The sequence below is a fragment of the Streptomyces sp. NPDC056527 genome, from assembly GCF_042794475.1.
In the GTDB taxonomy this organism is placed as follows: domain Bacteria; phylum Actinomycetota; class Actinomycetes; order Streptomycetales; family Streptomycetaceae; genus Streptomyces.
Genome location: NZ_JBHTTQ010000024.1, coordinates 58749 through 82513 on the forward strand (window position 1 = coordinate 58749; position 23765 = coordinate 82513).

General features: G+C 73.0%; 23 protein-coding genes. 14 read left to right on the plus strand and 9 right to left on the minus strand.

The genetic code is table 11. The features are described 5' to 3' along the window. Positions 1 to 154: 154 nt before the first annotated feature. Complete coding sequence (locus tag ACFQ7Q_RS15200; RefSeq protein WP_383554485.1) at positions 155 to 1498, plus strand: transglycosylase family protein; 1344 nt, start codon at positions 155 to 157, stop codon at positions 1496 to 1498. Here the strand turns inward: ACFQ7Q_RS15200 and ACFQ7Q_RS15205 are convergent. Both ACFQ7Q_RS15205 and ACFQ7Q_RS15210 read right to left on the minus strand, forming a co-directional pair. Then, complete coding sequence (locus tag ACFQ7Q_RS15205; protein ID WP_383554487.1) at positions 1379 to 2362, minus strand: DMT family transporter; 984 nt, start codon at positions 2360 to 2362, stop codon at positions 1379 to 1381. The two genes, ACFQ7Q_RS15200 and ACFQ7Q_RS15205, sit on opposite strands and share 120 nt — an antisense overlap. A gap of 117 nt (positions 2363 to 2479) precedes the next feature. Beyond that, positions 2480 to 3196 carry a carbonic anhydrase gene (locus ACFQ7Q_RS15210; protein WP_383554490.1) on the minus strand — a complete coding sequence of 239 codons (717 nt, stop codon included), beginning with the start codon at positions 3194 to 3196 and terminating at the stop codon, positions 2480 to 2482. Positions 3197 to 3438: 242 nt separating this feature from the next. On the opposite strand from ACFQ7Q_RS15210, the gene ACFQ7Q_RS15215 reads away from it, so the two are divergent. The 3 genes from ACFQ7Q_RS15215 to ACFQ7Q_RS15225 all read left to right on the plus strand — a co-directional run bounded on the left by ACFQ7Q_RS15215 (position 3439) and on the right by ACFQ7Q_RS15225 (position 6139). Next, on the plus strand, positions 3439 to 4152 hold the full coding sequence (locus tag ACFQ7Q_RS15215) for a (2Fe-2S)-binding protein (protein WP_383554493.1): 714 nt from the start codon (positions 3439 to 3441) through the stop codon (positions 4150 to 4152). A 63-nt stretch (positions 4153 to 4215) separates the two neighbouring features. Further along, positions 4216 to 5691 carry an SDR family NAD(P)-dependent oxidoreductase gene (locus ACFQ7Q_RS15220; protein WP_383554495.1) on the plus strand — a complete coding sequence of 492 codons (1476 nt, stop codon included), beginning with the start codon at positions 4216 to 4218 and terminating at the stop codon, positions 5689 to 5691. 277 nt (positions 5692 to 5968) lie between these two features. After that, positions 5969 to 6139, plus strand: coding sequence for a hypothetical protein (locus tag ACFQ7Q_RS15225; RefSeq protein WP_362355075.1), 171 nt, complete (start codon positions 5969 to 5971; stop codon positions 6137 to 6139). Between the two features lie 77 nt (positions 6140 to 6216). Here ACFQ7Q_RS15225 and ACFQ7Q_RS15230 read toward each other — a convergent pair whose 3' ends face one another. The 4 genes from ACFQ7Q_RS15230 to ACFQ7Q_RS15245 form a co-directional block, all read right to left on the minus strand. Continuing rightward, positions 6217 to 7638 carry a lipase maturation factor family protein gene (locus ACFQ7Q_RS15230; protein ID WP_383554499.1) on the minus strand — a complete coding sequence of 474 codons (1422 nt, stop codon included), beginning with the start codon at positions 7636 to 7638 and terminating at the stop codon, positions 6217 to 6219. Between the two features lie 24 nt (positions 7639 to 7662). After that, a complete protein-coding gene (locus ACFQ7Q_RS15235) occupies positions 7663 to 7836 on the minus strand; it encodes a hypothetical protein (protein WP_383554501.1) in 174 nt (57 codons plus the stop codon). A 65-nt stretch (positions 7837 to 7901) separates the two neighbouring features. Further along, a complete protein-coding gene (locus ACFQ7Q_RS15240) occupies positions 7902 to 8447 on the minus strand; it encodes a DUF1990 family protein (protein WP_383554503.1) in 546 nt (181 codons plus the stop codon). After that, a complete protein-coding gene (locus tag ACFQ7Q_RS15245) occupies positions 8435 to 9316 on the minus strand; it encodes a YndJ family protein (protein WP_383554545.1) in 882 nt (293 codons plus the stop codon). The genes ACFQ7Q_RS15240 and ACFQ7Q_RS15245 overlap by 13 nt, the downstream gene beginning before the upstream one ends. A 194-nt stretch (positions 9317 to 9510) precedes the next feature. Here ACFQ7Q_RS15245 and ACFQ7Q_RS15250 point away from each other — a divergent pair, with 194 nt between their 5' ends. From ACFQ7Q_RS15250 to ACFQ7Q_RS15285, 8 genes are all read left to right on the plus strand, one after another. Further along, on the plus strand, positions 9511 to 10710 hold the full coding sequence (locus ACFQ7Q_RS15250) for a DUF6777 domain-containing protein (protein ID WP_383554507.1): 1200 nt from the start codon (positions 9511 to 9513) through the stop codon (positions 10708 to 10710). 64 nt (positions 10711 to 10774) lie between these two features. Next, positions 10775 to 12880, plus strand: a complete 2106-nt coding sequence (locus ACFQ7Q_RS15255) for a SpoIIE family protein phosphatase (protein WP_383554509.1) — start codon at positions 10775 to 10777, stop codon at positions 12878 to 12880. Between the two features lie 63 nt (positions 12881 to 12943). After that, positions 12944 to 14299, plus strand: a complete 1356-nt coding sequence (locus tag ACFQ7Q_RS15260) for a wax ester/triacylglycerol synthase family O-acyltransferase (RefSeq protein WP_383554512.1) — start codon at positions 12944 to 12946, stop codon at positions 14297 to 14299. Positions 14300 to 14336: 37 nt separating this feature from the next. Continuing rightward, on the plus strand, positions 14337 to 15209 hold the full coding sequence (locus ACFQ7Q_RS15265; protein ID WP_383554515.1) for an Fpg/Nei family DNA glycosylase: 873 nt from the start codon (positions 14337 to 14339) through the stop codon (positions 15207 to 15209). Between the two features lie 50 nt (positions 15210 to 15259). Next, positions 15260 to 16015 carry a LytR/AlgR family response regulator transcription factor gene (locus tag ACFQ7Q_RS15270; RefSeq protein ID WP_383554518.1) on the plus strand — a complete coding sequence of 252 codons (756 nt, stop codon included), beginning with the start codon at positions 15260 to 15262 and terminating at the stop codon, positions 16013 to 16015. 100 nt (positions 16016 to 16115) lie between these two features. Beyond that, positions 16116 to 16535 (plus strand): hypothetical protein, encoded by a 420-nt coding sequence (locus tag ACFQ7Q_RS15275; protein ID WP_383554521.1) that lies wholly within the window; start codon positions 16116 to 16118, stop codon positions 16533 to 16535. Positions 16536 to 16550: 15 nt separating this feature from the next. Then, on the plus strand, positions 16551 to 18404 hold the full coding sequence (locus ACFQ7Q_RS15280) for a cation acetate symporter (RefSeq protein WP_383554523.1): 1854 nt from the start codon (positions 16551 to 16553) through the stop codon (positions 18402 to 18404). Positions 18405 to 18412: 8 nt separating this feature from the next. Then, the gene (locus ACFQ7Q_RS15285) at positions 18413 to 19618 is read left to right on the plus strand and encodes a sensor histidine kinase (RefSeq protein WP_383554548.1); all 1206 of its coding nucleotides are present in this window, start codon (positions 18413 to 18415) and stop codon (positions 19616 to 19618) included. Here ACFQ7Q_RS15285 and ACFQ7Q_RS15290 read toward each other — a convergent pair. The 3 genes from ACFQ7Q_RS15290 to ACFQ7Q_RS15300 all read right to left on the minus strand — a co-directional run bounded on the left by ACFQ7Q_RS15290 (position 19600) and on the right by ACFQ7Q_RS15300 (position 21311). Continuing rightward, positions 19600 to 20106 carry a hypothetical protein gene (locus ACFQ7Q_RS15290; RefSeq protein ID WP_383554526.1) on the minus strand — a complete coding sequence of 169 codons (507 nt, stop codon included), beginning with the start codon at positions 20104 to 20106 and terminating at the stop codon, positions 19600 to 19602. The two genes, ACFQ7Q_RS15285 and ACFQ7Q_RS15290, sit on opposite strands and share 19 nt — an antisense overlap. 217 nt (positions 20107 to 20323) lie before the next feature. Further along, entirely contained in the window at positions 20324 to 20737 is a 414-nt protein-coding gene (locus tag ACFQ7Q_RS15295; protein WP_383554529.1) for a PaaI family thioesterase, read from the minus strand. Positions 20738 to 20741: 4 nt separating this feature from the next. Beyond that, positions 20742 to 21311 (minus strand): sigma-70 family RNA polymerase sigma factor, encoded by a 570-nt coding sequence (locus ACFQ7Q_RS15300; protein WP_383554532.1) that lies wholly within the window; start codon positions 21309 to 21311, stop codon positions 20742 to 20744. A 261-nt stretch (positions 21312 to 21572) separates the two neighbouring features. Between ACFQ7Q_RS15300 and ACFQ7Q_RS15305 the strand changes: the two genes are divergently transcribed. After that, entirely contained in the window at positions 21573 to 22766 is a 1194-nt protein-coding gene (locus ACFQ7Q_RS15305; protein ID WP_383554534.1) for a CapA family protein, read from the plus strand. 120 nt (positions 22767 to 22886) lie between these two features. Further along, complete coding sequence (locus tag ACFQ7Q_RS15310) at positions 22887 to 23744, plus strand: polysaccharide deacetylase family protein (RefSeq protein WP_383554537.1); 858 nt, start codon at positions 22887 to 22889, stop codon at positions 23742 to 23744. Positions 23745 to 23765: the final 21 nt, after the last annotated feature.

A 23765-nucleotide genomic window follows, 5' to 3' on the forward strand; every position in this document is an offset into this window, starting at 1 on the left:
CCGAACCGCAGCCCGAACCGGGGCCCGCGCGGAGCTGATCCCTAGGTGACACAAGGGACTTGGGGTTTAGCCCCGGCTCTTGTCACGGCCTGTGACCTTCCCTTACCTTGGGCGACTGCCGATGCGCTTCCGCTGACGCGTACGAGGGGGGCCCATGGCCGTACGGGGACGACACCGCCGGTACCAGCCGAGCCGGATCAACCGCGCCTCGCTCACCGTCACGGCGGGCGGCGCCGGGATCGCGTTACCGCTGGTCGGGGCGGGGGCGGCACAGGCCGCCTCGCTCGACGTCTGGGAGAAGGTCGCCGCCTGCGAGTCCTCCTCCAACTGGCGGATCAACACGGGCAACGGCTATTTCGGCGGACTGCAGTTCAGTCAGTCCACCTGGGAGCGGTACGGCGGCACGCACTACGCGCCCCGCGCCGACCTCGCCTCCAAGGACCAGCAGATCGCCATCGCGGAGAAGGTCCTCAAGGGGCAGGGCCCGGAAGCCTGGCCCACCTGCTCCTCGCGGGCGGGACTCGGACAGGCGCCGGAGCGGGCGGACGCACGGCCCGCGTCCGTACCGGCGCAGCGCGACTCGACGGCGCGGCGCGCGGAGCAGGTCCAGAGCACCGCTGCGGCCAAGCCCCCGGCGGCGACCCCGACCACCGTGCCGACGATCCGCGAGATGTACACGGTCGCCCCCGGCGACTCACTCTCCCGGATCGCCAGGGAGGAGCGGGTCAAGGGCGGCTGGCAGCGGCTGTACGAGGCGAACCGCGCCGTGGTCGGCAGCGACCCCGACCTGATCCACCCGGGCCAGAAGCTGACCCTCCGGATCACCGCCCCCGGCCGGCCGCCCACGCCGAAACCCCCGGAGGCCAAGCCGGCGCCCACGGCCAAGCCGCCCACGGCCAAGCCCGCGCCCACGGCCAAGCCGCCCACGACCCGGTCGACTTCGGCCAAGCCGGCACCGCGGATCACCAAGCCTCCGGTGGCCCCACAGGCCCGGCCGGCCGCCAGGCCCGCCGGTCAGTCGGCCGCCAGACCCGTCACCAAGCCCGCCGCCCGGCCCGTCACCAAACCGGCCGCGAAGCCCGCGCCCCAGGCCGACGGCTTCAGCGCCCCGGTCTCCGGTTCCATCGGCACCCGCTACCGCGTCTCCGGCTCCTCGTGGTCCAGCGGGTACCACACCGGCGTCGATTTCCCCGTCCCCACCGGCACGTCCGTGACGGCCGTGGCCACCGGCAGCGTCGTCTCCGCCGGCTGGGGCGGCGCGTACGGATACGAGGTCGTCATCCGCCACGACGACGGGCGCTACAGCCAGTACGCGCACCTCTCCGCGCTCACCGTCCGTGAAGGCCAGCGGGTCAGCGCCGGGCAGCGCATCGCCCGTTCAGGATCGACCGGCAACAGCTCGGGACCGCATCTCCACTTCGAGGTGCGCACGGGTCCCGGGTACGGGTCCGACATCGACCCCCTGGCCTACCTCAGGGCGCGGGGCGTCGCGATCTGACACGAGCCGTTTCTCTGACACCGAGAGCGAGTCGTCGGACGCCGTCAGCCGGTCCGTCGTGAGCTGGATCAGACCGCCCGCCGCCACCGCGCCGCAGATCAGCGCGGCGACGGTGCCGGCCGTGCCGTAACGGAAGCTCTCGCTGAACAGCGTGAGGCCCACCGCGGCGGCGACCACCGGGTTGACGACCGTGACCGTGGCCAGCGGGGCCGCGAGCCCCGCGCCCCGGTAGGAGGCCTGGGAGAGCAGCAGCCCGGTCACCGCCAGGGCGGAGAGGACCAGCAGGCTCGTCCACTGGGCGAACGGCGCGTCCGGCGACCACTCGACTGCCACGGTCTTGGTGAAGACCGAGGCGATGCCGAACGACACACCCGCAGCGGCCGCCAGCACGATGCTGCGCAGCACCGAGCGGCCCAGGAGGTGGGCGGCGGTGAAGAGCCCGCCCACCACACCGAAGGTCCCCGCGGCGAGCAGCCAGCGCTCGGCGCCGTCCAGCGCCTGGGAATCGGCGCTGCCCGTCAGGCTGAGCAGCCCGGCGAGTCCGACCGTGGCCATGAGCGCGCCGCGCCAGGCCGTGTGGCCGGCCCGGCGGCCCACGAAGAGGGCCGCCATGGGCAGGGCGAAGACGATCGTGAGGGCGCCCAGCGGCTGGACCAGACTGAGCGGGCCGTAGGCGAGCGCCGCGACATGGAGCGCCGCGCCGAGACCGTTGAGCAGCACGGACCCCCACCAGGCCGGGCTGCGCAGTGGTGCGTAGGCCGGGCCGCCGGCGGCGGCCGCGACCCGCTCCTGCACGATCGCCGCGGCCGCGTAGGCGACCGCCGAGACCAGTGACAGGAGTACGGACAGCAGGAGGGGGCTCATACATACAACGATCTCTCTTCCGGGCGTTCACGTCGTCGTACCTGGGAACCCCTTCGGACGTACTGCTGTCGCAGTACGGGACCGTCACGTACGCCTTGCGATGTACACCAGCGCAGGTCAGGAGGGGTGGAAAGCGACCTTTCCGGTATCCAGGTCGAAGCGGGCGCCGACGATCCGGGCCTTGTGGAAAGCCTCATCCCGAGCCAGTCGCCGCCGGATCCGGTCCACATTGGCCCGCACCGTGTTCTCCACCCAGTCGCCGGGCAGATCGCGCGCCGCGCGCGCCGCGGGGGCGAGCTCCTCCACGATCCGGGCGAGGTGTCCCTGGACGGGCTTGCCCGTCCGTACGTACTCCACGGCGGCGGTCGCGGCTCCGCACCGCTCGTGCCCCAGGACGACGACCAGCGGGACGTCCAGCTCCTCGACGCCGAACTGGATGGAGCCGAGCACCGCCTCGTCGAGGGCCTGCCCGGCCGACCGTATCGCCAGCAGATCCCCGAGCCCCTGGTCGAAGACGAGCTCGGGCGGCACCCGGGAGTCGACGCAGCCGAGGACGAGGGCGAACGGGTGCTGGGAGACGGCCACGGCGGCGCGCCGGGCGGCGTCCTCGTGCGGGTGGATCTGCCGGAGGGCGGCGAACCGCGCGTTTCCGGCCCGGAGTTCGGCCAATGCCTTGGCGGCGGTGAACGGTCCGCCGGGGCGGGAGCGAGGGGCCGGGGGCGTGGCGGCCCGGGCGGAGGCGGGGATGCCCGCCGTCACGGCCGCGGCGGTCAGCGCGAGCACCGCGCGACGGCCGGGAGCGGTGGAGGAGATGGGGTGCGTGGGAGGTGTCATGCGGTCGAGCGTTACGGTGATCGGCGGCCGTGGACGCTCACTTGGAGCGAGCATGACCCGAAGATGACCATCCATGAACCGACGATGACCATGCATGACCAGAACGCGACCGGGGTTTTGCCGGGCCCTCGCATCCGGCGACGATGCACCGGGCGACAAGCGCCCGGCGACCGCGCGCCGGGCGACCCTGCGTTCGACGCCGGACACGCGGCGACCGGTGACCATGCCAGGAGGCAGTGACGGTGGACCTCATCGAGAGCGCAACGGTCGGCGGCTTCTTCGCACTGCGGACGGCCGCCCCGGAGACGGGCGGCGCGCATCTGCCGCTCGCGCGCCTGTACGCGGGGGAGACCGGCCCCCTCTCGGCCCGCGTCGAGCGCGTGGGAGCCCGCCTGCGCGCCCCCGAGCGGCGGGTCGCCGCCTCCGTCGCCCACCTCGGGCTCGCCGCCCGGCTCTGGTCCACCGCCCTCGGCCCGGCCGCCCTCCACGGCAGGTTCCCGGCCCTCGACCCGGCGGACCTGTACTGGGACGGGGCCCTGACCTCGCCCGACGACCTGTGGTGGGCGGGCACGGACACCCGCCCCGCGACCGTGGAGGATCTCCGCGAGGCCGTCCAGCTCGCCCACCTCGTCCCGCTCCACGACGCGCTGCGCCGCGACGGGCGGATCTCGCCCCGGCTGCTGTGGGGAAACGCCGGCTCCGCGCTCGCCGGAGCTCTGCGCGAGCTGACCCGCTGGGCCCGCGCGCAGAGCCGGCCCGAGGTCGCCCGCCGCGCCGCCGAGCTCGTGACCGGGCTCCTCGACCACCCCGACCTCGCCCGCACCGTCCAGGGGCCCGCCCTGCGGCGCACCAGTTGCTGCCTCTACTACCGCTGCCCCGGCGGCGGACTCTGCGGCGACTGTGTGTTCGACCACGCTCCCGCCACGGGTTTGGAGACACGGCCCCCGGCTCCGTAAAGTTTCTCTTTTGAGGACATGGGCGCGCGCGAGCGTACGAGCGATCGAGGAACGACAGAGGCCATGACGGTGACCGAAGAAACCCAGGAGTACGGGCCGGGCATCGACCCCGAGCGCCTGGCCGTCTGCCTGAGCGTGCTCGACGAGCTCGACGAGCTGGAGGTCGACCACCCCGACGCGATCGCCGTCCGGCGCGCCACCGCCGGGATCTACCGCACGGTCAAGCAGCGCCGCCGCCAGGAGCGCCGGGCCGCGAAGACCGCGCACGACAAGGCGGTCACCGAGGCCACCGCGACCGGCTCCGCGCAGCGGATCGACGACGAGACCGAGGGCATCCTGCCCTCCTCCGTCACCGAGGAGGGCCGGATCGCCGGGATACTCCAGCGCCCCCGCTCCTGCTACACCTGCAAGACGCGGTACGTCGAGGTCGACTACTTCTACCACCAGCTCTGCCAGGACTGCGCGGCCCTGAACCGGGCACGGCGCGACGCCCGCACCGACCTCGCGGGCAAGCGCGCGCTGCTCACCGGCGGCCGGGCCAAGATCGGCATGTACATCGCGCTGCGGCTGCTGCGCGACGGCGCCCACACCACGATCACGACCCGGTTCCCCAAGGACGCCATCCGCCGCTTCAAGGCCATGGAGGACTCGGCGGACTGGATGCACCGTCTCGAGGTCGTCGGCATCGACCTGCGCGACCCCGCCCAGGCGGTCGCCCTGGCCGACCAGATCGCCGAGGACGGTCCACTGGACATCCTCATCAACAACGCGACGCAGACCGTGCGCCGCCTGCCCTCCGCCTACAGCGCCCTGGTCGAGGGCGAGAGCGCCCCGCTGCCCGCCGGCGAGCTCCCCGCCCACCATGTGATCGGCGCCTTCAACTCCGGCGCGGTGGACGGCCTGACCGCGCTGCCCGTCGGCGTCAGCGGCCTGGACGCGCAGCAGGTCGCCGACCTGGCGCTGGTCGCCGGCAACGCCAGTGTCGAGCGGCACCGCGACGGCAGCGCCATCGACGCCGGGGGCCTGGTGCCGGACGTCGTCGAGTCCAACACCTGGGTGCAGACCATCGAGCAGATCTCCCCGGTGGAGCTGCTCGAGACCCAGCTGTGCAACTACACGGCGCCGTTCATCCTGATCAGCAAGTTGCGGCAGGTCATGGCCGAGGCCGCCGAGAAGGCGTCCAGCGGACGGGCCTACGTCGTCAACGTCTCGGCGATGGAGGGCGTCTTCGGCCGTGGCTACAAGGGCGCCGGGCATCCCAACACCAACGCGGCCAAGGCCGCGATCAACATGGTGACGCGGACCAGCGCCCAGGAGATGTTCCAGAGCGACGGCATCCTCATGACCTCGGTCGACACCGGTTGGATCACCGACGAGCGTCCGCACTTCGACAAGCTCCGCCTGGCCGAGGAGGGCTTCCACGCCCCGCTCGACCTGGTCGACGGCGCCGCGCGCGTCTACGACCCCGTCGTGCGCGGCGAGGCGGGCGAGGACCTGTACGGCGTCTTCCTCAAGGACTACGCGCCCGGCAACTGGTGATCGGCTCTGGGCGGAGCGCTTTCGGCAACCAAGCCTCGGCAAACCGCCCAGATGTCCGAAATTCACTCGATCGCGTCACACTTCTGGGCCCCATAGAGCGCCCGGCCGCTCATTTGGTTACTCTGATGTCCACGGTCGGCCACCGGGGTTTCACAAAACCCCCACGGCTTGCCTGGGGACTGGCCTGCCACCAAGGCCGCGGTCCCGCCCGAAGAACGGCGCCACCGCGACCGAAACGGCCATGTCCTCATTGGTACGCGACACAAGGGAGTGCGCGGTGACACCAGAACTGACGAAGCAGGAACAGCGACCGGCGGAACATCCGGAGCGGCCACGCCGCTCCGGTGAGCTGGGCAGCCTCGACGTGTGGGCCCATGCGGCTCCGATCCGGCTGGCGGGCTACGAGGACGACCTCGCGGAGCCGCACATCCTGCCCGGCATCGACTGAGTCGTAGCTGTCGCTTCGCCCTGTGCCCCCGGCCGCCCCGCGACCGGGGGCACAGGCATGTCCGGGCCCCGGCGCCGTCAGCGCCGTGCCACGGTCCGCAGCTCGACCGGCGGCAGATACTCCCGCACGAGCGTGCGGTGCCACCACGCCCCGGTCTCCCGCAGCTCGCGCCAGGTCGTGTAGCGGTAGCGGTACAGGCGGGCCCTGATGCGGGCAGGCGGCGCGTCCGGGAACGGGTTGTGGCGCAGGAGCCGCAGGGTGTCCCGGTCCCCGTCGAGGAGCCGCTCGACGAACGGCCCGAACCAGTCGCGGGCGTACGCGGGGGAGAGCGCCGCGAACCACATCAGCCAGTCGAGCCGCAGATGGTAGGGGGCGAACTGGCGCGGAAGCCGGCGCGGATCGCCCGGCTTCCCCTTGAAGCCGTACTCCTTCCACTCCGCCTCCCCGTTCCGCAGCGGGTCGGAGGTGCCCTCGATGACGATCTCGTCCCGGATCCGGCCGACCGTGCCGAACGCTCCGTACGTGTTGACCAGGTGGAACGGGTCGTACGATCGGTTCATCGCCTGCCGCCGCGACAGCAGGTTGCGGACCGGCCGGTAGCTGCGGAAGAGGACCAGCGCGGTCACGGCGACCACCACGACCACGTACCAGACCGGCGGGGAGGGCTGCGGGTGTTCGCCGACGAGGAGCGAGCCGTCCACGGCGGAGAGCGCGAGGACGATCGTCAGCCAGTTCAGCCAGGCGAAGTTGCCCGAGAGCACCAGCCACAGCTGGGTCGCCACCATCAGGCCGGCCGCCACCGTCGCCACCGGCTGCGGGGTGAAGAGCAGCACCGGGACCAGCAGCTGGACGACATGGTTGGCGGCCACCTCGACCCGGTGCAGGGGGCGGGGGAGATGGTGGAAGAACCAGCTGAGCGGGCCGGGCATCGGCTGGGTCTCGTGGTGGAAGTACAGGCAGGTCAGGTTCCGCCAGCAGGCGTCACCGCGGATCTTGATGAGGCCCGCGCCGAACTCGACGCGGAACAGCAGCCAGCGCAGCAGCCACAGGACCAGGACGGGCGGCGCGGTGTCGTCGTTGCCGAGGAAGACCGCGAGGAAACCGGCCTCCAGGAGCAGCGACTCCCAGCCGAAGCTGTACCAGGTCTGGCCCACGTTGACGATGGAGAGGTACAGCGCCCAGAGCAGCGCCCACAGGAGCATCGAGACGGCGAGCGGCACGGCGTCGCCCGCGCCCGCCACCAGGGCGAGGGCCACGGCCGCGCCGCTCCAGGAGACCGCCGCGAACAGGCGGTCCGAGTAGTGCCAGTGGAAGAGGCTGGGGGTCTGACGCGGCTCCACCCGGCGCAGGTACTCCGGTACGGGGAGCATTCCGCGCTCGCCGATCAGGGCCCGGAACTGGAGAGCGGCCGAGAGGAAGGCCACGAGATAGAGCCCGGCGAGCCCCCGCTGGAAGACGATCCGGCTCAGCCAGTAGTCCGGTGCCGTGAACCACTCCATCCCTTCCAGTATCGGCCCGGGGGGTCAGCCCTTCCTCTCCTCCTCGTCCTGTGAGCGCAGGCCCTCCGCCTGGGACGGCGTGGTGCGGGCGGTCAGGGGGTGGCGGTGGTCCCGCTGCAGCGTGTCCATGTCCTCTTCGAGGCGCTCGCCCTCGGCCTGCGAGGGGGTGCTGTAGTTGTACTCGTCGTACTGGCTCACGGCCGCCTCCTGGGTCGGAACGTATGCCTATAAAGGGAGCGTAACCCCGCGCGTGACCCCGGGTGTCATCCCGCGACGAGGCGCTGGAGCGTGCGGCCGAGGCGGCGTGCGTAGGCGTGCTGGAGTACGGGGACGAGGGGGCCCGCGAGGTGGGTGTACCAGGCGGCGGGGCGGCTGAAGGCGGTGACCGTGAACCAGACCGAGCCGTCGTCGTGCAGGTCGACGACGAAGGACTCCTCGCCGCTCTCGGGGTGGCCGGTGCGGGTGCCGTAGGCGAATCCGGTGCGGTCCTTCTCGTACGCCGTCCAGATCACCTCGCAGGGCGCGGAGAACCGGAACGGGCCGACGCCCACCGAGACCTCGACGAAGACGCCGGGCTCGGCGCGGACCGCCTCGCTGCGGACCCGGGCGCCCGAGGCGCGGTGCGTCCGCCAGGTGGTGACGGCGCCGCCGGCGGTCTCGAAGGCGTCGCGGCCCCGCCCTATGCGGACCGTGTGATGGAGGTGGTGGTAGCCGCCCGGGAGGCGGTCCCGGCCGGTGGCGCCTACGTCCCGGTAGTTCAGGGGCGCGGGAGCGGTGGACGTGGCGAGGTCGCGGATCAGGCGGGCCATGAAGCGGTCTCCTTCTTCGGCGCGGTCGCCCGCAGGCGACGCAGGGCGAGCAGCGAGCAGAGCGCGAAACCGAGGGCGTTGCCGAGGCCGTGGGTGGCGGCCATCCAGGTCAGGCTCGGGTGGGGGAGGCCGGTCGCCTCGCCGATAGCCCAGCTCAGGGCGAGCAGCATGGTCGCCACGAGCACCACGGCCGAGACGGCGAGAAGGCCGCGGGTGACCGGGGCGCGGGCGCCGGTGCGCAGCTCCCGCCAGGTCTCCAGGGCGACGGCCCACATTCCGGCGGTGAGGACCAGCGCCCCGGCGAGCTCGGCCCAGTCGTCGACGAAGTAGCCGGCCAGCACGAGCAGGGTGCCGAGCGGGACGCTGAGCGCGGCGAAGCGCGTGGCGGGTCCGTCGGACGTACGGCAGACCAGGCCGGCCACCAGGGCGGCGGCGAAGCCGGCGAAGTGGAAGTGGGGCACGGTCAGGGCCAGGATGTCGAGGTCGAAGCCGAACAGCCGGTGCCCCGCGCGTTCGGCGACGAGGGCGACGCCCGCGACCGAGGGGGTCACCAGCGCCGTGAGCACGGCGATCTCCGAAGGGGCGGGCGAGCGGAGCGGCGGGCCGGCCACCCGTCGGGGGAGCGCCGCGAGCCGGACGGGGGCGCAGAGCGCCAGCGCGACGGTGGCCAGTGCGTAGACCGAGGCGAGCACGGCGGCGGTGGGGGAGCGCGGGAGCCACAGGGCGAGGGCGCCGGGAGCCGCGAGCAGCGGCCAGGCGCGGCGGAGCAGGCGCAGTCCGCGCGGCCGGGGGCCGTCGAGCAGCCCCAGGCCCATCGGGACGATGGCGAACATGCCGAGCATCACGATGAGATCGACCAGCACCGACATGCCGCCCACCCCCAGGTTGAACGTGTTCAAACCCTCCGGAGGTGAGCGTAGGGCTTTCCTTGAACGTGTTCAAGTGTGCCTCTGGTGTGTGGCCGGTCGGCGTCCTCCGGTCGGGCCCGCTCCGCTTGCGGGCGACCGCGCGGTGCGACAGACATGAAGGAATGTCCCGGGGTGGAAAGAGGCGGGAGATCCACGTGCGCTCATCCATACGCCGGCCGCGACGGCCGCACGTCACCGCACTCCTCGCGCTGGTCTCGGCGCTGGTGCTCGGAGGCTGCTCGTCGGACGGCGACCGCGGCGGCGCCGGGACGGCGGCCGCCTCGCAGGACGTCTTCCTCCAGCCGGTCGCCGCGCAGGGCCCCGACCCCTTCACCGCCTCCACGGCGAGGGGCGCCGGCGTGCCCGCCCCGAGCATCGCCGCGCCGGACACCTCGACGGCCACGGCCACGGCCCAGGTGATGCGCGAGGTCAGCGGTTCCACCCCCGGCCTCTACGGCGGCACCCGCTCCGTCGCAAGCTGCGACGTCGAGCAGCAGGTCGCCTTCCTCTCCGCCGACCAGGCCAAGTCCCGCGCCTTCGCCGAGGCCGCGGGCATCCCCGAGTCCCGCCTCGCCGTCTGGCTGCGCGGCCTCACCCCCGTCGTCCTGCGCGCCGACACCCGCGTCACCGGCCACGGCTTCCGCGACGGGAACGCCACCTCCTTCCAGTCGGTCCTCCAGTCCGGTACGGCGGTTCTCGTCGACCGGTACGGCGCGCCCCGGGTCCGCTGCGCCTGCGGAAACCCGCTGCGCTCGCCGGTCGCCGTCCAGGGCGCCGCGCACCGCGGACAGCCCTGGGGCGGCTTCCGCCCCGACCGGGTCGTCGTCATCAGGCCGACCACGACGATCGTCGACAGCCTGGTCATCGTGAACGTCGTCGACAACACCTGGATCGAGCGGAAGACGGGCACCGGCGGCGAGCGCGACACGCATCCCACCGTCGTCCCGCCCTGCCACCCCGCCGCCTGTGAACTCACCGGCTCGCCGGTCCCGGTACCGCCCCCGTCGGTCCCCGGCACCTCGCCCGCGCCCGACCGCAGCGGCTCCGTGCGCCCCGACGGCTCGACCACCCCCGGCCGTTCCACCTCGCCGGAGAGCGACTCCCCGGCCCCCTCCACGACCGACTGCCCGTCCATGCCGCCGTACGAGGGCCCGACCGGCGACCCGGACACCGCGACTCCCGGCCCGGCCTCCCCGAGCCCGTCGATCCCGCCGGGCTGCCCCACCCCGACCTGGTCCGAACCGACCGTGCCGAATTCGCCGGTCGAGCCGGAACCCGAGCCGGACGCGCCTTCCTTCGAGGACCTGTTCCCGGGCGAGACCGGTGCCCAGCAGCCGGAAACCTTCGAGGGATGAGGCGGAGGTCCGCGGCCCGGGCCTCCGCCGTGCGCGCCGCCGGGCCTGCGCCTAGCGTGGCCCCATGAGCGCGGGCACGGGGGGAGGCGAGGCGGCGGACCCATGCCGCTGCGCATCAGGAGCAGGGGGTGTGACGTGCTGCTTCCTCCGTGACTACGGTCGCGCGTTCCGGATGGGGAGCTTCGACTGGGACCTGCTCTCCGGGACGCTGGCGATGGACGAGAGCGCCCTCAGGGTCTTCGACCTCCGGCCCGAGGAGTACGACGGAAACCCGCTCACCCTCGCCCCGCGGGTGATGCCCGACGAAGGACGGCAGCTCGACACCCTGGTCTCCCACGCGCTCAAGGACGGCAGCGAACACTACGGCGCGTACTTCCGCGTCCGGCTGCGGGACGGCAACCCGCGCTGGACACACACCGAGGGCCGGATCCAGCGCGACGAGACGGGCCGCCCCGTCCGGATCATCGGCATCATCCGGGACGCCTCGGAGGAGGTGTCCGAGCAGGCCGCCCGGCTCGGCCTGGACGAGGGGCGGCGCAGACGCACCAGCGTCGTGGAGGGCACCACCGCGGCCCTGGCCCACGCCCGGACCGTGCAGGACATCATCGACCTGCTCGGCGCCTCGCACGGCCTGCAGTACTTCGGCGCCACCAGCCTCGTCATGGGACTCCTGGAGGCCGGCCGGATCCATCTGGTCGCCGAGGGGCCCAGCGGCGCCTTCGTGCCCGGCACACGATTCACCCGGGTGGACGAGCCGTACCCGATGAGCGAGGTGGTCCGGACCCTGCGCCCGCGGTTCATCGAGTCGCCCAAGGACTTCGCCGACTCGTACCCGATCCTCTGGCCGCACATCAGCGGACTCGGCATCACCTCGGCGGCCTATCTCCCGCTGATCGCCCAGGCCCGGCCGATCGGCGCGCTCGGACTGCTCTACAGCGACAAGACCGGATTCAGTGCCGACGAACGCAATCTGCTGGTGGCGCTCGGCAGCAGCATCGCGCAGAGCCTCCAGCGCGCCATGCTCTACGAGCAGGAGCACGACCTGGCCGAGGGGCTCCAGCAGGCGATGCTGCCGCGTCGCATCCCCGACGTGCCCGGCGCCCAGATCGCCGTCCGCTACCGCTCGGCCCGCCTCGGCCGGGACATCGGCGGCGACTGGTACGACGTCATCCCGCTGCCCGGCGGCAGGGTCGGCGCCGTCATCGGAGACGTACAGGGGCACGACACCCATGCGGCGGCCGTGATGGGACAGCTGCGGATCGTGCTGCGCGCCTACGCCGCCGAGGGACACTCCCCGGCGACCGTGATGGCCCGGGCCTCCGTCTTCCTCCACGAGCTGGACACCGACCGCTTCGCCACCTGCACGTACGTCGAGGCCGACCTCGCCACCGGCGTCGTCCAAGTGGTGCGCGCCGGGCACGTCGACCCACTGCTCCAGGAGATCGACGGCAGCTGCCGACGGCTGCCGGTGGAAGGCGGGCTGCCCCTGGGCCTCTCGGCCGAGTTCGGCCGCCTCGACCACCCCGTCACCACCCTGGAGCTGTCCCCGGGACAGACCCTGTTGCTGTACACCGACGGGCTGGTGGAGAAACCGGGCTCCGATCTCGACGAAGGGCTGACGTGGCTCTCCTCGCTGGTCAGACGCGGGCCGCGGGACCTTCAGGAACTGGCCGACCACCTCTGCGAGGTCGTGGACGAACGCGGCGGCGAGGACGACGTGGCGATCCTGCTGCTGCGCCGCCAGGGCTCGTACTATCCGCAGGCGGGCGGCCGGCTCCAGCAGCATGTGGCGCAGAGCGACCCGGAGGCGCTGAGCTCCGCGCGCCACATGATCCGGGCCGCGGTACGGGCCTGGGGCGCAGGGGAGCGCTCGGACGAGATCGAGCTGGTCTCCGACGAGCTGATCACCAACGCGCTGATGCACACCGACGGCGGGGCGATCGTGACCCTGCGGATGCTGGCGGGACCGGAACGGAGGCTGCGGGTGGAGGTGGAGGACCGTTCCAGCGCGCTGCCGCGACGGAGGGAGGCGGGCGAGTCGGGTGTCTCGGGGCGGGGTCTGATGCTCGTCGACCGGATCTCGGACGTCTGGGGCGTCGAATCGCGTGGCAGCGGTAAGTGCGTCTGGTGCGAGTTCATTGTTAACCCTGTGTACATAGATCGTACTTGACCGTAACCGACCGTACGCGATTGACTGCGGTTCCCCTGCCACCCTCTGAGGACATGTGATCACTTGAGCAGTGAGCTTCTGGCACCTCTTGATCTGGCGTTCTGGCACCTCGAATCCTCCGACCACCCCATGCACCTGGGCGCGCTCGCGCGGTTCGGCCCGCTCCCCGCCCACGGCGACCCCTCCACCGTCCTGGACCTGCTCGCGAGCCGCGCCGCCGCGATCCCCCGGCTGCGGATGAAGGTCCGCGACGTCCTGCTGCCCGTCGGCGGCGCCGCCTGGACCACGGACAAGCGGTTCGACGTACGACGTCACGTGCGGGAGATCGCGCTGCCCGGCGCCGACTTCGCCGCCGAAGCCGCCCGGCTCGCGGGCGAGCTCATGGAGAGGCCCGTCGAACGAGGACTGCCGCCCTGGGAGATGTACCTGCTCACCGGCGCCCCGGACGGCTCGTTCGCCGTCCTCGTCAAACTGCACCACGCCCTCGCCGACGGCATGAGGGCGGTCGCCATCGGAGCCGGGATCTTCGACGAGATCGCCGCCGTCCGCAGGTACGGCGGGCGGCGCACCCGCGCGGTACCCCCGCGCTCCTGGCTCCCCGGCCCCGGCCGGATCATGGGCGCCGCCCGGGAACGCATCGAGGACATCGGCCGGGCCGTCGAGGTCGGCGCCTCCGTGGTCGGTCACTCCTTCCTCCGCGCCGGGCAGATCGACGTCCGGACCCCCTCCGCGCTCGCCGCCCACTCCAGCGGGACGCGCCGCGTCGCCACCGCCGTCCTGGACCTGGACCGCGTCCACCGGGTGCGCCGCACCACCGGGGGCACCGCCAACGACGTCCTCCTCGCCGTCGTCGCCGGAGCCCTGCGCCGCTGGCTCGACGGACGCGGCGAGCCGCTCCCCGCCGATCCGCGCGCCCTCGTCCCCGTCTCCCGCCGGCGCCCCGGCGCACCCGCCGGCAACGGCAACAGCCTCTCCGCCTACCTCCTCACCCTCCCCGTCACCGAACCGGACCCCGCGACCCGGCTGGCCTCCGTACGACGGGACATGGACCGCAACAAGGCCGACGGGCCGCTGCGCGGTGCCGGAGCCGTCGCCGTGCTCGCCGACCAACTGCCCTCGCTCGCGCACCGCTTCGGCGCGCCCCTGGCGTCCGGGGCCGCCCGGCTCCTCTTCGACGTCCTGGTCACCAACGTTCCGCTGCCCCGCTCGGCCCTCTCCCTCGGCGGAGCCCCGTTGCGCGAGCTCTTCCCGATGGCCCCGCTCGCCCGGGGCCAGTCGCTCGCCGTCGCCATGTCCCCGTACGCCGGCCGAGTCCACGTCGGCCTGGTCGCCGACGGCAAGGCGGTCCCGGACATCGAGGCCCTGGCCGCCGCCCTCGGCGACGAACTCGACCTGCTCGAAGACCTCGGCGGTGTCTGAGCGCGCGTCCTGACGGCCCGTGCGGGAAGGTGGAGTCATGCCGGAACTGCCCGAGGTGGAAGCGCTGCGCGAGTTCCTCGACGAGCATCTGGTGGGCAAGGAGATCGCCCGCGTGCTGCCCGTCGCGATCAGCGTGCTGAAGACGTACGACCCACCCCTGGGCGCCGTCGAGGGCGCCACCGTCACCGGAGTCGCCCGGCACGGCAAGTTCCTGGACATCACCACCGACGGCGAGGCGGGCGAGCTCCATCTTCTCGTCCACCTCGCCCGCGCGGGCTGGCTCCAGTGGAAGGACCCCCTGCCCTCGGGGCCGCCGCGCCCCGGCAGAGGGCCCCTCGCCCTGCGGACCGCGCTGACCGAGGGCGACGGCTTCGACCTCACCGAGGCCGGCACCACCAAACGGCTCGCCGTCCACCTCGTCCACGACCCGCGGGACGTGCCGGGCGTCGCCCGCCTCGGCCCCGATCCGCTCGCGGACGACTTCGACCTCGCCGCCTTCACCGCCCTGCTCGGCACGGAACGGCGCCAGATCAAGGGCGCGCTGCGGGACCAGAGCCTGATCGCCGGCATCGGCAACGCGTACAGCGACGAGATCCTGCACGTGGCGAGGATGTCCCCCTTCAAACCCACCCAGAACCTCACCGAGGAGGAGACCGCCGGCCTCTACGCGGCGATCCGCACCACCCTGAGCGAGGCTGTCGAGCGCTCCCACGGACTGGCCGCCGGCAAGCTCAAGGCCGAGAAGAAGAGCGGCCTGCGCGTCCACGGCCGCACCGGCGAGAAATGCCCGGTCTGCGGCGACACCATCCGCGAGGTGTCCTTCAGCGACTCCTCCCTCCAGTACTGCCCCACCTGCCAGACCGGCGGCAAGCCGCTCGCCGACCGCCGGATGTCGAAGCTGCTCAAGTAGCCGCCCGAGCTCGGGAAGCCGGTCGCGGCCGCTCGCATAGACTCCGCCGCATGGTGCGCGTACTGGCCGTCGACGACGAAGAGCCGGCCCTCGGAGAGCTGCTCTACCTCCTGCGTGCCGATCCGCGGGTCCGCAGCGCCGAGGGCGCCACCGACGCCACCGAGGCGCTGCGCAGGATCGGGCGCGCCCTCGACGCCGGGCCCGACGGTGACGACGCCATCGATGTCGTCTTCCTCGACATCCACATGGCCGGCCTCACCGGTCTCGACCTCGCCCGGCTGCTCGCCGGCTTCGCCCGGCCCCCGCTGATCGTCTTCGTCACCGCCCACGAGGGCTTCGCCGTCCAGGCCTTCGACCTCAAGGCCGTGGACTACGTCCTGAAGCCGGTGCGCCGCGAACGGCTCGCCGAGGCCGTCCGCAGGGTCCGCGAGCTGGTCCACGCCTCCGCCGCCCCCGCGGCCCCGCTCACGACCCCCGAGCAGATACCGGTCGAACTCGGCGGGATCACCCGCTTCGTGGCCGTCGACGACATCGCGTACGTCGAGGCCCAGGGCGACTACGCCCGCCTGCACACCGACGAGGGCAGCCACCTCGTCCGCATCCCGCTGTCCACGCTGGAGGAGCGGTGGGCCGATCGCGGCTTCGTCCGCATCCACCGCAGCCATCTCGTCGCCCTCGGCCGCATCGACGAACTGCGGCTCGACGGCGGCGCCACCTCCGTCCGGGTCGGCAGCACCGAGCTGGCCGTCAGCCGCCGCCACGCCCGCCCGCTGCGGGACCTCCTCATGCGCCGTGCGGGCGGCTGACGACCGCGGGGACATTCCCCGGAAGCCGGCCGACGCCTCTACCCCGCGTCATCACCGCTGCGTAGACTCCGTTCACTCCCAGCCCCTGCGAGGTCGACAGATGACGGAGCGGACACCGACGTCCGAGCAGCCGGCGCCGCGCCGGCCCCGGCGCGAGACCGTCACGCGCGCCTCCGCCCTCCGCGACAGCGCGGGCGGCCCGCTCCCGCGCCATCCGAGCGGTCGTCCGCCCGCCCATCCCCCCGCCCGCTCCGAGATCAGCGAACAGACCACCCTGGGCCACACCTATGTGCGCTCCCTGATGCGCAGCCAGCTCAAGGCCGCCCTCACGGCCCTCGGCGCCCTCGTCCTCCTCGTCGGCCCGCTGCCGCTGCTCCTCGCGCTCCCCGCACCCGAGGCCGTCGTCTGGGCCGCCCTCGGCGTCGGCGTCTACCCGGTCATCTGGGCCGTCGCCCGCTGGTACGTCCGCCGCGCCGAACGCAACGAACGCGACTTCACCGGCCTCGTCGAGGGCCGCTGACCGCGGGGATCGGACGTGAACCACACCTACGCGGTGGCCGCCGTCACCGTCGTCGTCCTGGCGACCGTGCTCATCGGCGCCCTCGGCCTGCGGATATCCCGCACCACCTCCGACTTCTACGTCGCCTCCCGCACCGTCCGTCCCGGGCTCAACGCCGCCGCCATCAGCGGCGAGTACCTCTCCGCCGCCTCCTTCCTCGGCATCGCGGGTCTCGTCCTCGTCCAGGGCCCGGACATGCTCTGGTACCCCGTCGGCTACACCGCCGGCTATCTGGTCCTGCTCGTCCTGGTCGCCGCCCCGCTGCGCCGCTCGGGGGCGTACACCCTCTCCGACTTCGCGGAGGCCCGGCTGGAGTCCCCGCCCGCACGCCGGCTCGCCAGCCTCTTCGTCGTCGGCATCGGCTGGCTCTACCTCCTGCCGCAGCTCCAGGGCGCCGGGCTCACCCTGGAGATCCTCACCGGAGCGCCCGACTGGGTCGGCGGACTGCTCGTCGCCCTCGCCGTCACCGGGATCGTCGCCGCGGGCGGGATGCGCAGCATCACCTTCGTCCAGGCCTTCCAGTACTGGCTCAAGCTCACCGCCCTGCTGGTGCCGGCCCTCTTCCTCGCCGCGGCCTGGTTCGGCGACGACGCACCCCGCGTCCGCTTCGACGCCCCGGCGGTCTTCCGCGAGCACACCGTCGTGCGCGTCGCCGACACCGTACGGATCGATGTCGACGCCCCGCTCACGCTCACCGTCACCGGCCGCGTCGACGACACCGCGTACGAGCGGCGGACCCTCACCCTCGACAAGGGCGCCCACCGCGTCGAGGGCGGCACCGAACTCGCCTTTCCCGCGGGTGCCCCCGTCCCCGCCCGGGCCTCCACCGGCGCCGACCCCCTCGGCTGGTCCCAGCCGCTGGCCGGCGGGCGCGACGGCCATCAGCTCTACGCCACGTACGGACTGATCCTCGCCACGTTCCTCGGCACCATGGGGCTGCCCCATGTCGCCGTCCGCTTCTACACCAGCCCGCACGGTCGCGCCGCGCGGCGCACCACCCTGGTCGTCCTCGGCCTGGTCGGCGTCTTCTATCTGCTGCCGCCGGTGTACGGGGCGCTCGGCCGGATCTACGCCCCCGAACTGGCCCTGACCGGAGCCGCCGACGCCGCCGTGCTCGTCCTGCCGGACCGGATGCTCGGCGGAGTGCTCGGCGATCTGCTGGGCGCGCTGCTCGCCGGCGGGGCCTTCGCCGCGTTCCTGTCCACCGCCTCGGGGCTCACGATGTCGGTCGCCGGAGTCCTCACCCAGGACGTCCTTCCGTCCCGTGGGGTACGGCACTTCCGGCTCGCGACCCTGCTCGCCACCGCCGTCCCGCTGGCCGTCGGGGTCCTCGCCTCCAAGGTCCCGGTCGCGGACGCCGTCGGCCTCGCCTTCGCCGTCTCCGCCTCGTCCTTCTGCCCGCTGCTCGTCCTCGGGATCTGGTGGCGGCGGCTCACCCCGCCGGGCGCCATGGCCGGACTGCTGCTGGGCGGCGGCTCCGCGCTCGCGGCCGTGATGGCGACCCGGGCCGGACTGCCCGAAGAGGGCTGGCCGCACACGCTGATGGCATGGCCGGCGGTCTGGTCGGTGCCGCTGGGCTTCCTCACGATGATCCTGGTGTCGCTGGCCACCCCACGCCACATCCCGCCCGGAACCCCGGCCCTCCTCGCCCGGCTGCACCTGCCTGAGGAGTTCACGGGCCGTACGGTCCCGAGGGAGGAGATGCCCGAGACCGAGCCGCGGGGGGAGTCCGTACGCGCGGCGGACTCCGGGCCCGGGGCGGGCTCCGTGTCCCGGGCCGACGGGCCGTGTCGCTCGGGCGAGCGGCGGTCGGGAGGGCGGGAGCGGTGACCCCGATCATGTATGCCGCTGCCGGCGCGGCCGGGGCCGTGCTGCTGGCGGTCGGCTTCGTCCTCGGCCGGCTCGCAGCCCGCCGCGGCGCCGCCGACCTCGACCTCGGCACGCCCGTCGAACGGGCCACCTTTCACACCCTGCATGCCGCCTCCCTCGCCGCGCCGCCCCTGCGCGGCGGACTCACCGAGGACACCGCGCGCAAGGCCGTCCGGCGACTGCGCCCGCTCCTCGGGACGGAGGCGCTCTGTCTGACCGACCGGTCCGCCGTCCTCGCCTGGGACGGGCCCGGCGAGGGGCACCACCGAGAGCACGTCATGGACCAGGTCGCCGGGATCCTCGACTCGGGCCGCAGCAGGTCGGAGCACACCGGTTGCGCCGATGTCGCCTGCCCGCTGCGCTGGGCGGTGATCGCCCCGCTCACCGGCGAGGACGGCGTGCTCGGCGCGCTCGTCGCCTACGGCTCTCGGGAGTCCGCCGTGCTCGTGCGGGCCGCGACCGAGGTCGCCCGCTGGGTCTCCGTACAGCTGGAACTGGCCGAGCTGGACCGCTCGCGGACCAGGATCGTGGAGGCGGAGATCCGCGCCCTGCGGGCCCAGATCTCTCCGCACTTCATCTTCAACTCCCTCGCCGCCATCGCCTCGTTCGTCCGCACCGACCCCGAGCGCGCGCGGGAGCTGCTGCTCGAGTTCGCGGACTTCACCCGGTACTCCTTCCGGCGGCACGGGGAGTTCGCCCAGCTCGCCGACGAACTGCGGGCCATCGAGCAGTACTTGGCGCTCGCCGGAGCCCGCTTCGGTGACCGCCTCAAGGTGACGCTCCAGATCGCGCCCGAGGTGCTGCCGGTCACGCTGCCGTTCCTCTGTCTCCAGCCGCTGGTGGAGAACGCCGTCAAGCACGGCCTCGAGGACAGCGTGAACGCCTGCCGGGTGACGATCTCCGCCCGGGACGCGGGCGCCGAGGCCGTGGTCGTGATCGAGGACGACGGCGTGGGTATGGATCCGGCCGTCCTGCGCGCGGTCCTGCTCGGGGAGCGGCCCACCGGCTCGGGGATCGGCCTGTCCAACGTCGACGAGCGGCTGCGCCAGGTGTACGGGGCGGAGCACGGCCTCGTCATCGAGACCGGGGTGGACGCGGGGATGAAGGTGACGGTACGGATCCCCAAGTACCGCTCCGGGGTGCACCGTACGACTCCTCAGCCGCCCGCGCCGTAGAGGTGCAGGGCCAGATGGCCCAGCGGGAGCCCCAACTTCCAGGCGGGTAGCCACACTTGTTCCGACTCGTCGACCGGGGCGAAGGCCCCGGCCGATGTCAGCCCGCCCAGGTCGGCCGCGCGGATCCGGGTGGCCTCCAGCATGCGCCAGGTCTCCTTGGCCATGGCGAGGTCGGGGCCCTCGTCGCCCGCGTGACTCCGCGCGGCGAGCCGCTCGCGGACCCACCGCGGCCAGGGATGGTCGTAGGCGGTCCGGGACAGCCACTCGTCGATGAGGCCCGCGGACCACGACCCGGAGGAGGCGTCCGCGTCGGCGCAGAGATGGATGGTGAGGGCCAGCGTCTGCCGGCCGGCCCGGAACTCCAGGGTGCCGGGCGCGACCAGGCACCCCGTGCGCAGCAGATCGTCCGCGGTGAACTCGGCACACAACCAGGCCATCGGGACGGCGAGTCCGCCTCCGCTGGTGCCGTTCGTACTGTCGGGCAGCAACGCTCCCACCTTCTCCCGGACGTGTCGGTCGGCGACCCCGAACACGAGCCTCCACCGAGGAAGACGCGTGTGGGTCGCTCTTTGCTCAACTCGCCCGTGTGGTTTCGGATACGTTTCTCCGCCGGATCGGTGCCGGTGGGAAAGGAGGGGACACGGGAGACGTCCGGGGAGGGTGTGCCGGCCGCGCGCACGGGGTGGCGGCGGGGCGGGACCGGTCTCAGCCGAGCAGCGCGTACACCGCCGTCGCGTGGGCGGCCGTCTCGTCGGAGCCCTCCGCCGTCATCGTGATGTCGGCGAACGCCATCCGCTTGCCCGCCTTGGTGAGCCGCGCCCGCACCAGGACGTCCGCGGCGACGACCGCACGCTGGAAGCTGATGGACTGCTGCACCGTCGTCATGGGCACGAAGCCGCCGCGGGCCGCGGCGACGGCGATGACGGTCGCCGTGTCGGCGGCGGCCATCAGCGCCTGACCGGAGAGGCCACCGCCCTCCCGGGCGAGCCGATCGGACCAGGGGAGGCGGAGGACCGCCTCCTGACCGTCGAGCGAGACCACCGAGAGCCCCAGATCGAGCACCCAGGGGGCGAAGTTGTCGGCGAGAACCTTTTCCGCGGCGGCGAGAGTCAGCGTCACGCGGTCATTGTGCGACCCCGGCCCGCGAGCGGGCAACGGTGCGGCGTCCCGTCCGGTAGCCCGGCAGGCAGTGTCCGAGCTGGCGCAGCGCGTAGTGCGAGCGGGACTTGACGGTCCCGGCGGGGATGCCCAGATCGGCGGCGGCCTCGTTGACGGTCAGGCCGTGGAAGTAGAGCCGGACCAGGACCGCGCGGTGTTCGGGGCTCAGGCCCCGCACCGCCGCCCGGACGTCCACCGCGGCGACCGCGGACTCCGTGGCGTCGGCCGGGTCGGGGGTGGCGGCGAGCATCCCGTCGCCGATCTCGGTGGGCCGGGCGAGCCGGGAGCGCCGGGCGTCGATGGCCAGGCGCCGGGCCACCGTGAAGAGCCAGGGGCGCATCGACTCGTAGGGTCCGTCGAACGCCTCCGGGTGCTGCCAGGCGCGGACCAGTGTCTCCTGCACCAGGTCCTCCGCGCGCTGCCGGTCGCCGTAGGTCAGGCCGAGCAGGAAGCCGAGCAGGGCCTGACCGTGGTCACGCTGCAGCTCAGCGAGGGCCCGCTCGTCCGTCGTCGCCGTCGTCGTCGCCGTCGTCATGCTCCACACCTCTCCTGCCGGCTCGTCGTCCCGGGGCGTATACGAACGCATGTGGGCGGCAAGGGACAGGGAACGCGCACCTGTCTGCGACGAGCGGTCGCACCGAGCGGCGAATGGTGCGGCGAACGGTCAAGCGAAGGCTCTTCGTCCGTTTCGGCAGGGTTTGGCGTTCGCTGCGGCTTTGACTCTTGACTGCGGCTTCTATGCCCTGTGAATTCATCCGTAGAGATGTTCATAGGACTAATTGGGCGGAGTCGGCGGATGACCCAGCGTACGAGACAGGGGGCGGTGGCCTTCGCCGCCGTTCTGCTGACAACGGCCACCGGCTGTGCCGGGGGCGCCGGTGCCCCCCACGGCCCGCCCTCGGGGCGGGACCCGGCGAGCCCCTCCTCCTCGGCGGTCGGTGGCGCGCCCTCCGCCCGGACCGGGTTCACGCTCGTCGCCTCCGGCGACGTGCTGCCGCACGAGTCGATCATCCGCCGGGCCTCCATGGACGCGAACGGCCAGGGCTACGACTTCCGGCCCATGCTGTCCGGCGTGAAGAGCGTGGTGACCGGGGCCGACCTGGCGATCTGCCATATGGAGACGGTGTACGGCCCGGAGGGCGGGCCGTACACCGGGTACCCCGCCTTCAAGTCGCCGCCCGAGGTCGCCCCCGCCCTCAGGGAGACCGGGTACGACTCCTGCTCCACCGCCTCCAACCACACCCTGGACGACGGCCCCGCCGGGCTGCGTCGCACGCTCGACGTGCTCGACAAGGCGGGTGTCCGGCACGCGGGATCGGCCCGCACCGCCGAGGAGGCGGCCAGTCCCACGCTGCTGAGGGCGGGGCCCGCGACCGTCGCACAGCTCGCGTACACGTACGGCACCAATGGCTTCCCGCTGCCCGAGGGGCAGCCGTGGGCGGTCGACCTGATCGACGAGAAGAAGATCATCGCCGACGCGCGGGCGGCCCGTGAGGCCGGCGCCGATGTCGTCGTGGTCAGCCTCCACTGGGGAACCGAGTGGCAGACGGCCCCCGACGAGCGCCAGCTCACGCTCGGCCGTTCGCTCACGGCCTCACGGACCGGCGGAAGACCCGACATCGACCTGATTCTCGGTACCCACGCCCATGTCCCCCAGGCGTACGAGAAGGTCAACGGCACCTGGATCGTCTACGGCATGGGGGACCAGATCGCCGGCGACATGGTCAACTACGAGGGCGCCTTCGACCCGCGCGGGAACCAGGGGACGCTCGGGCGCTTCACCTTCGCTCCGCCCGCGGTTCCCGGCGCGCGCTGGGAGGTCACCAAGGCCGAGTTCCTCCCGCAGTGGTTCGACACCGGCCGCGGTCGGGTGATCAACCTCAACGCCGCCATCAGGAAAGGCGAACCCCTCACCGCCGTACGCGACACGATCCGCGACGTCGTCCTGGGACGGGGCGCGGCCAAGGACGGTCTGGTGATGGGGGAGTAAGGGAGAGCGTCGTCCCTTCGAGGGGTGTGCGCCCATCGAGTGTTTTCGGGCGGGCCGTCGGTGTGGGTGAGGGGCGTCGGCGTTCGGCCGTGCGAGCTATTAGTCATGAAAAAGGATCAGATGCCCACCGGGCGGCGGACCGTGCTGCGCATCGCCGCCGCCCTCGGGGCCACAGCCACGTTCGGAGTACTCACGGCGGACCGCTTCGGCGCGCCGCCGGGCGCGCCGCCGAGCGGCCGTCCGGATGCGGCCGGCGGGCCCGCCCCCGGCCAAGGACCCGCGGCGGGCGCGCCCGCGAGCGCCCGGCTCAAGCCCTCCGCGTACCGGCTCCAGCCGATGACGGCCGACGCGCCCCCGGCCTTCCGCAAGGCGCTGCCCCCGGTCCGGCAGCGGCCGTTCCTGAAGATGTCGGGCGTGGGCCGGTCGATGGTGCTCACCTTCGACGACGGGCCGGACCCCCGCTACACCCCGGAGATCCTCGCCACCCTGCGCCGCTACGGCTGCCGGGCGATGTTCTTCGTCTGCGGCGAGATGGTCGCCGAGAACCAGGACCTGGTACGGGAGATGGCCGCCGACGGACATGTGGTGGGGAACCACTCGTGGTCCCACCCGCTGATCCCCAAGCTGCGACCCTCGCGCATCCGGGACGAGCTGGGCTCCACGAGCGAGCTCGTCGAGAAGATCCTCGGCTCGGCCCCGCTCTGGTACCGCGCCCCGTTCGGGGCGTGGAACCGGCACTCCTTCGAGATCGGTGCCGAGCTGGGCATGGAGCCGCTCGCCTGGACCGTCGACACCCTCGACTGGAAGGAACCGGGTACCGACAGCATCGTGCGCCGGGTCCTGGACGGAGCGGCGCCCGGTGTCGTCGTCCTCTCGCACGACGCGGGCGGGAACCGCTCGCAGAGCGTGGCCGCGCTGAGGCGGTATCTGCCCGAGCTGCTCGACGCCGGATACAGCATCACCGTGCCCCGGCGCTGAGTCCGTACGGCGAAGGCCCCA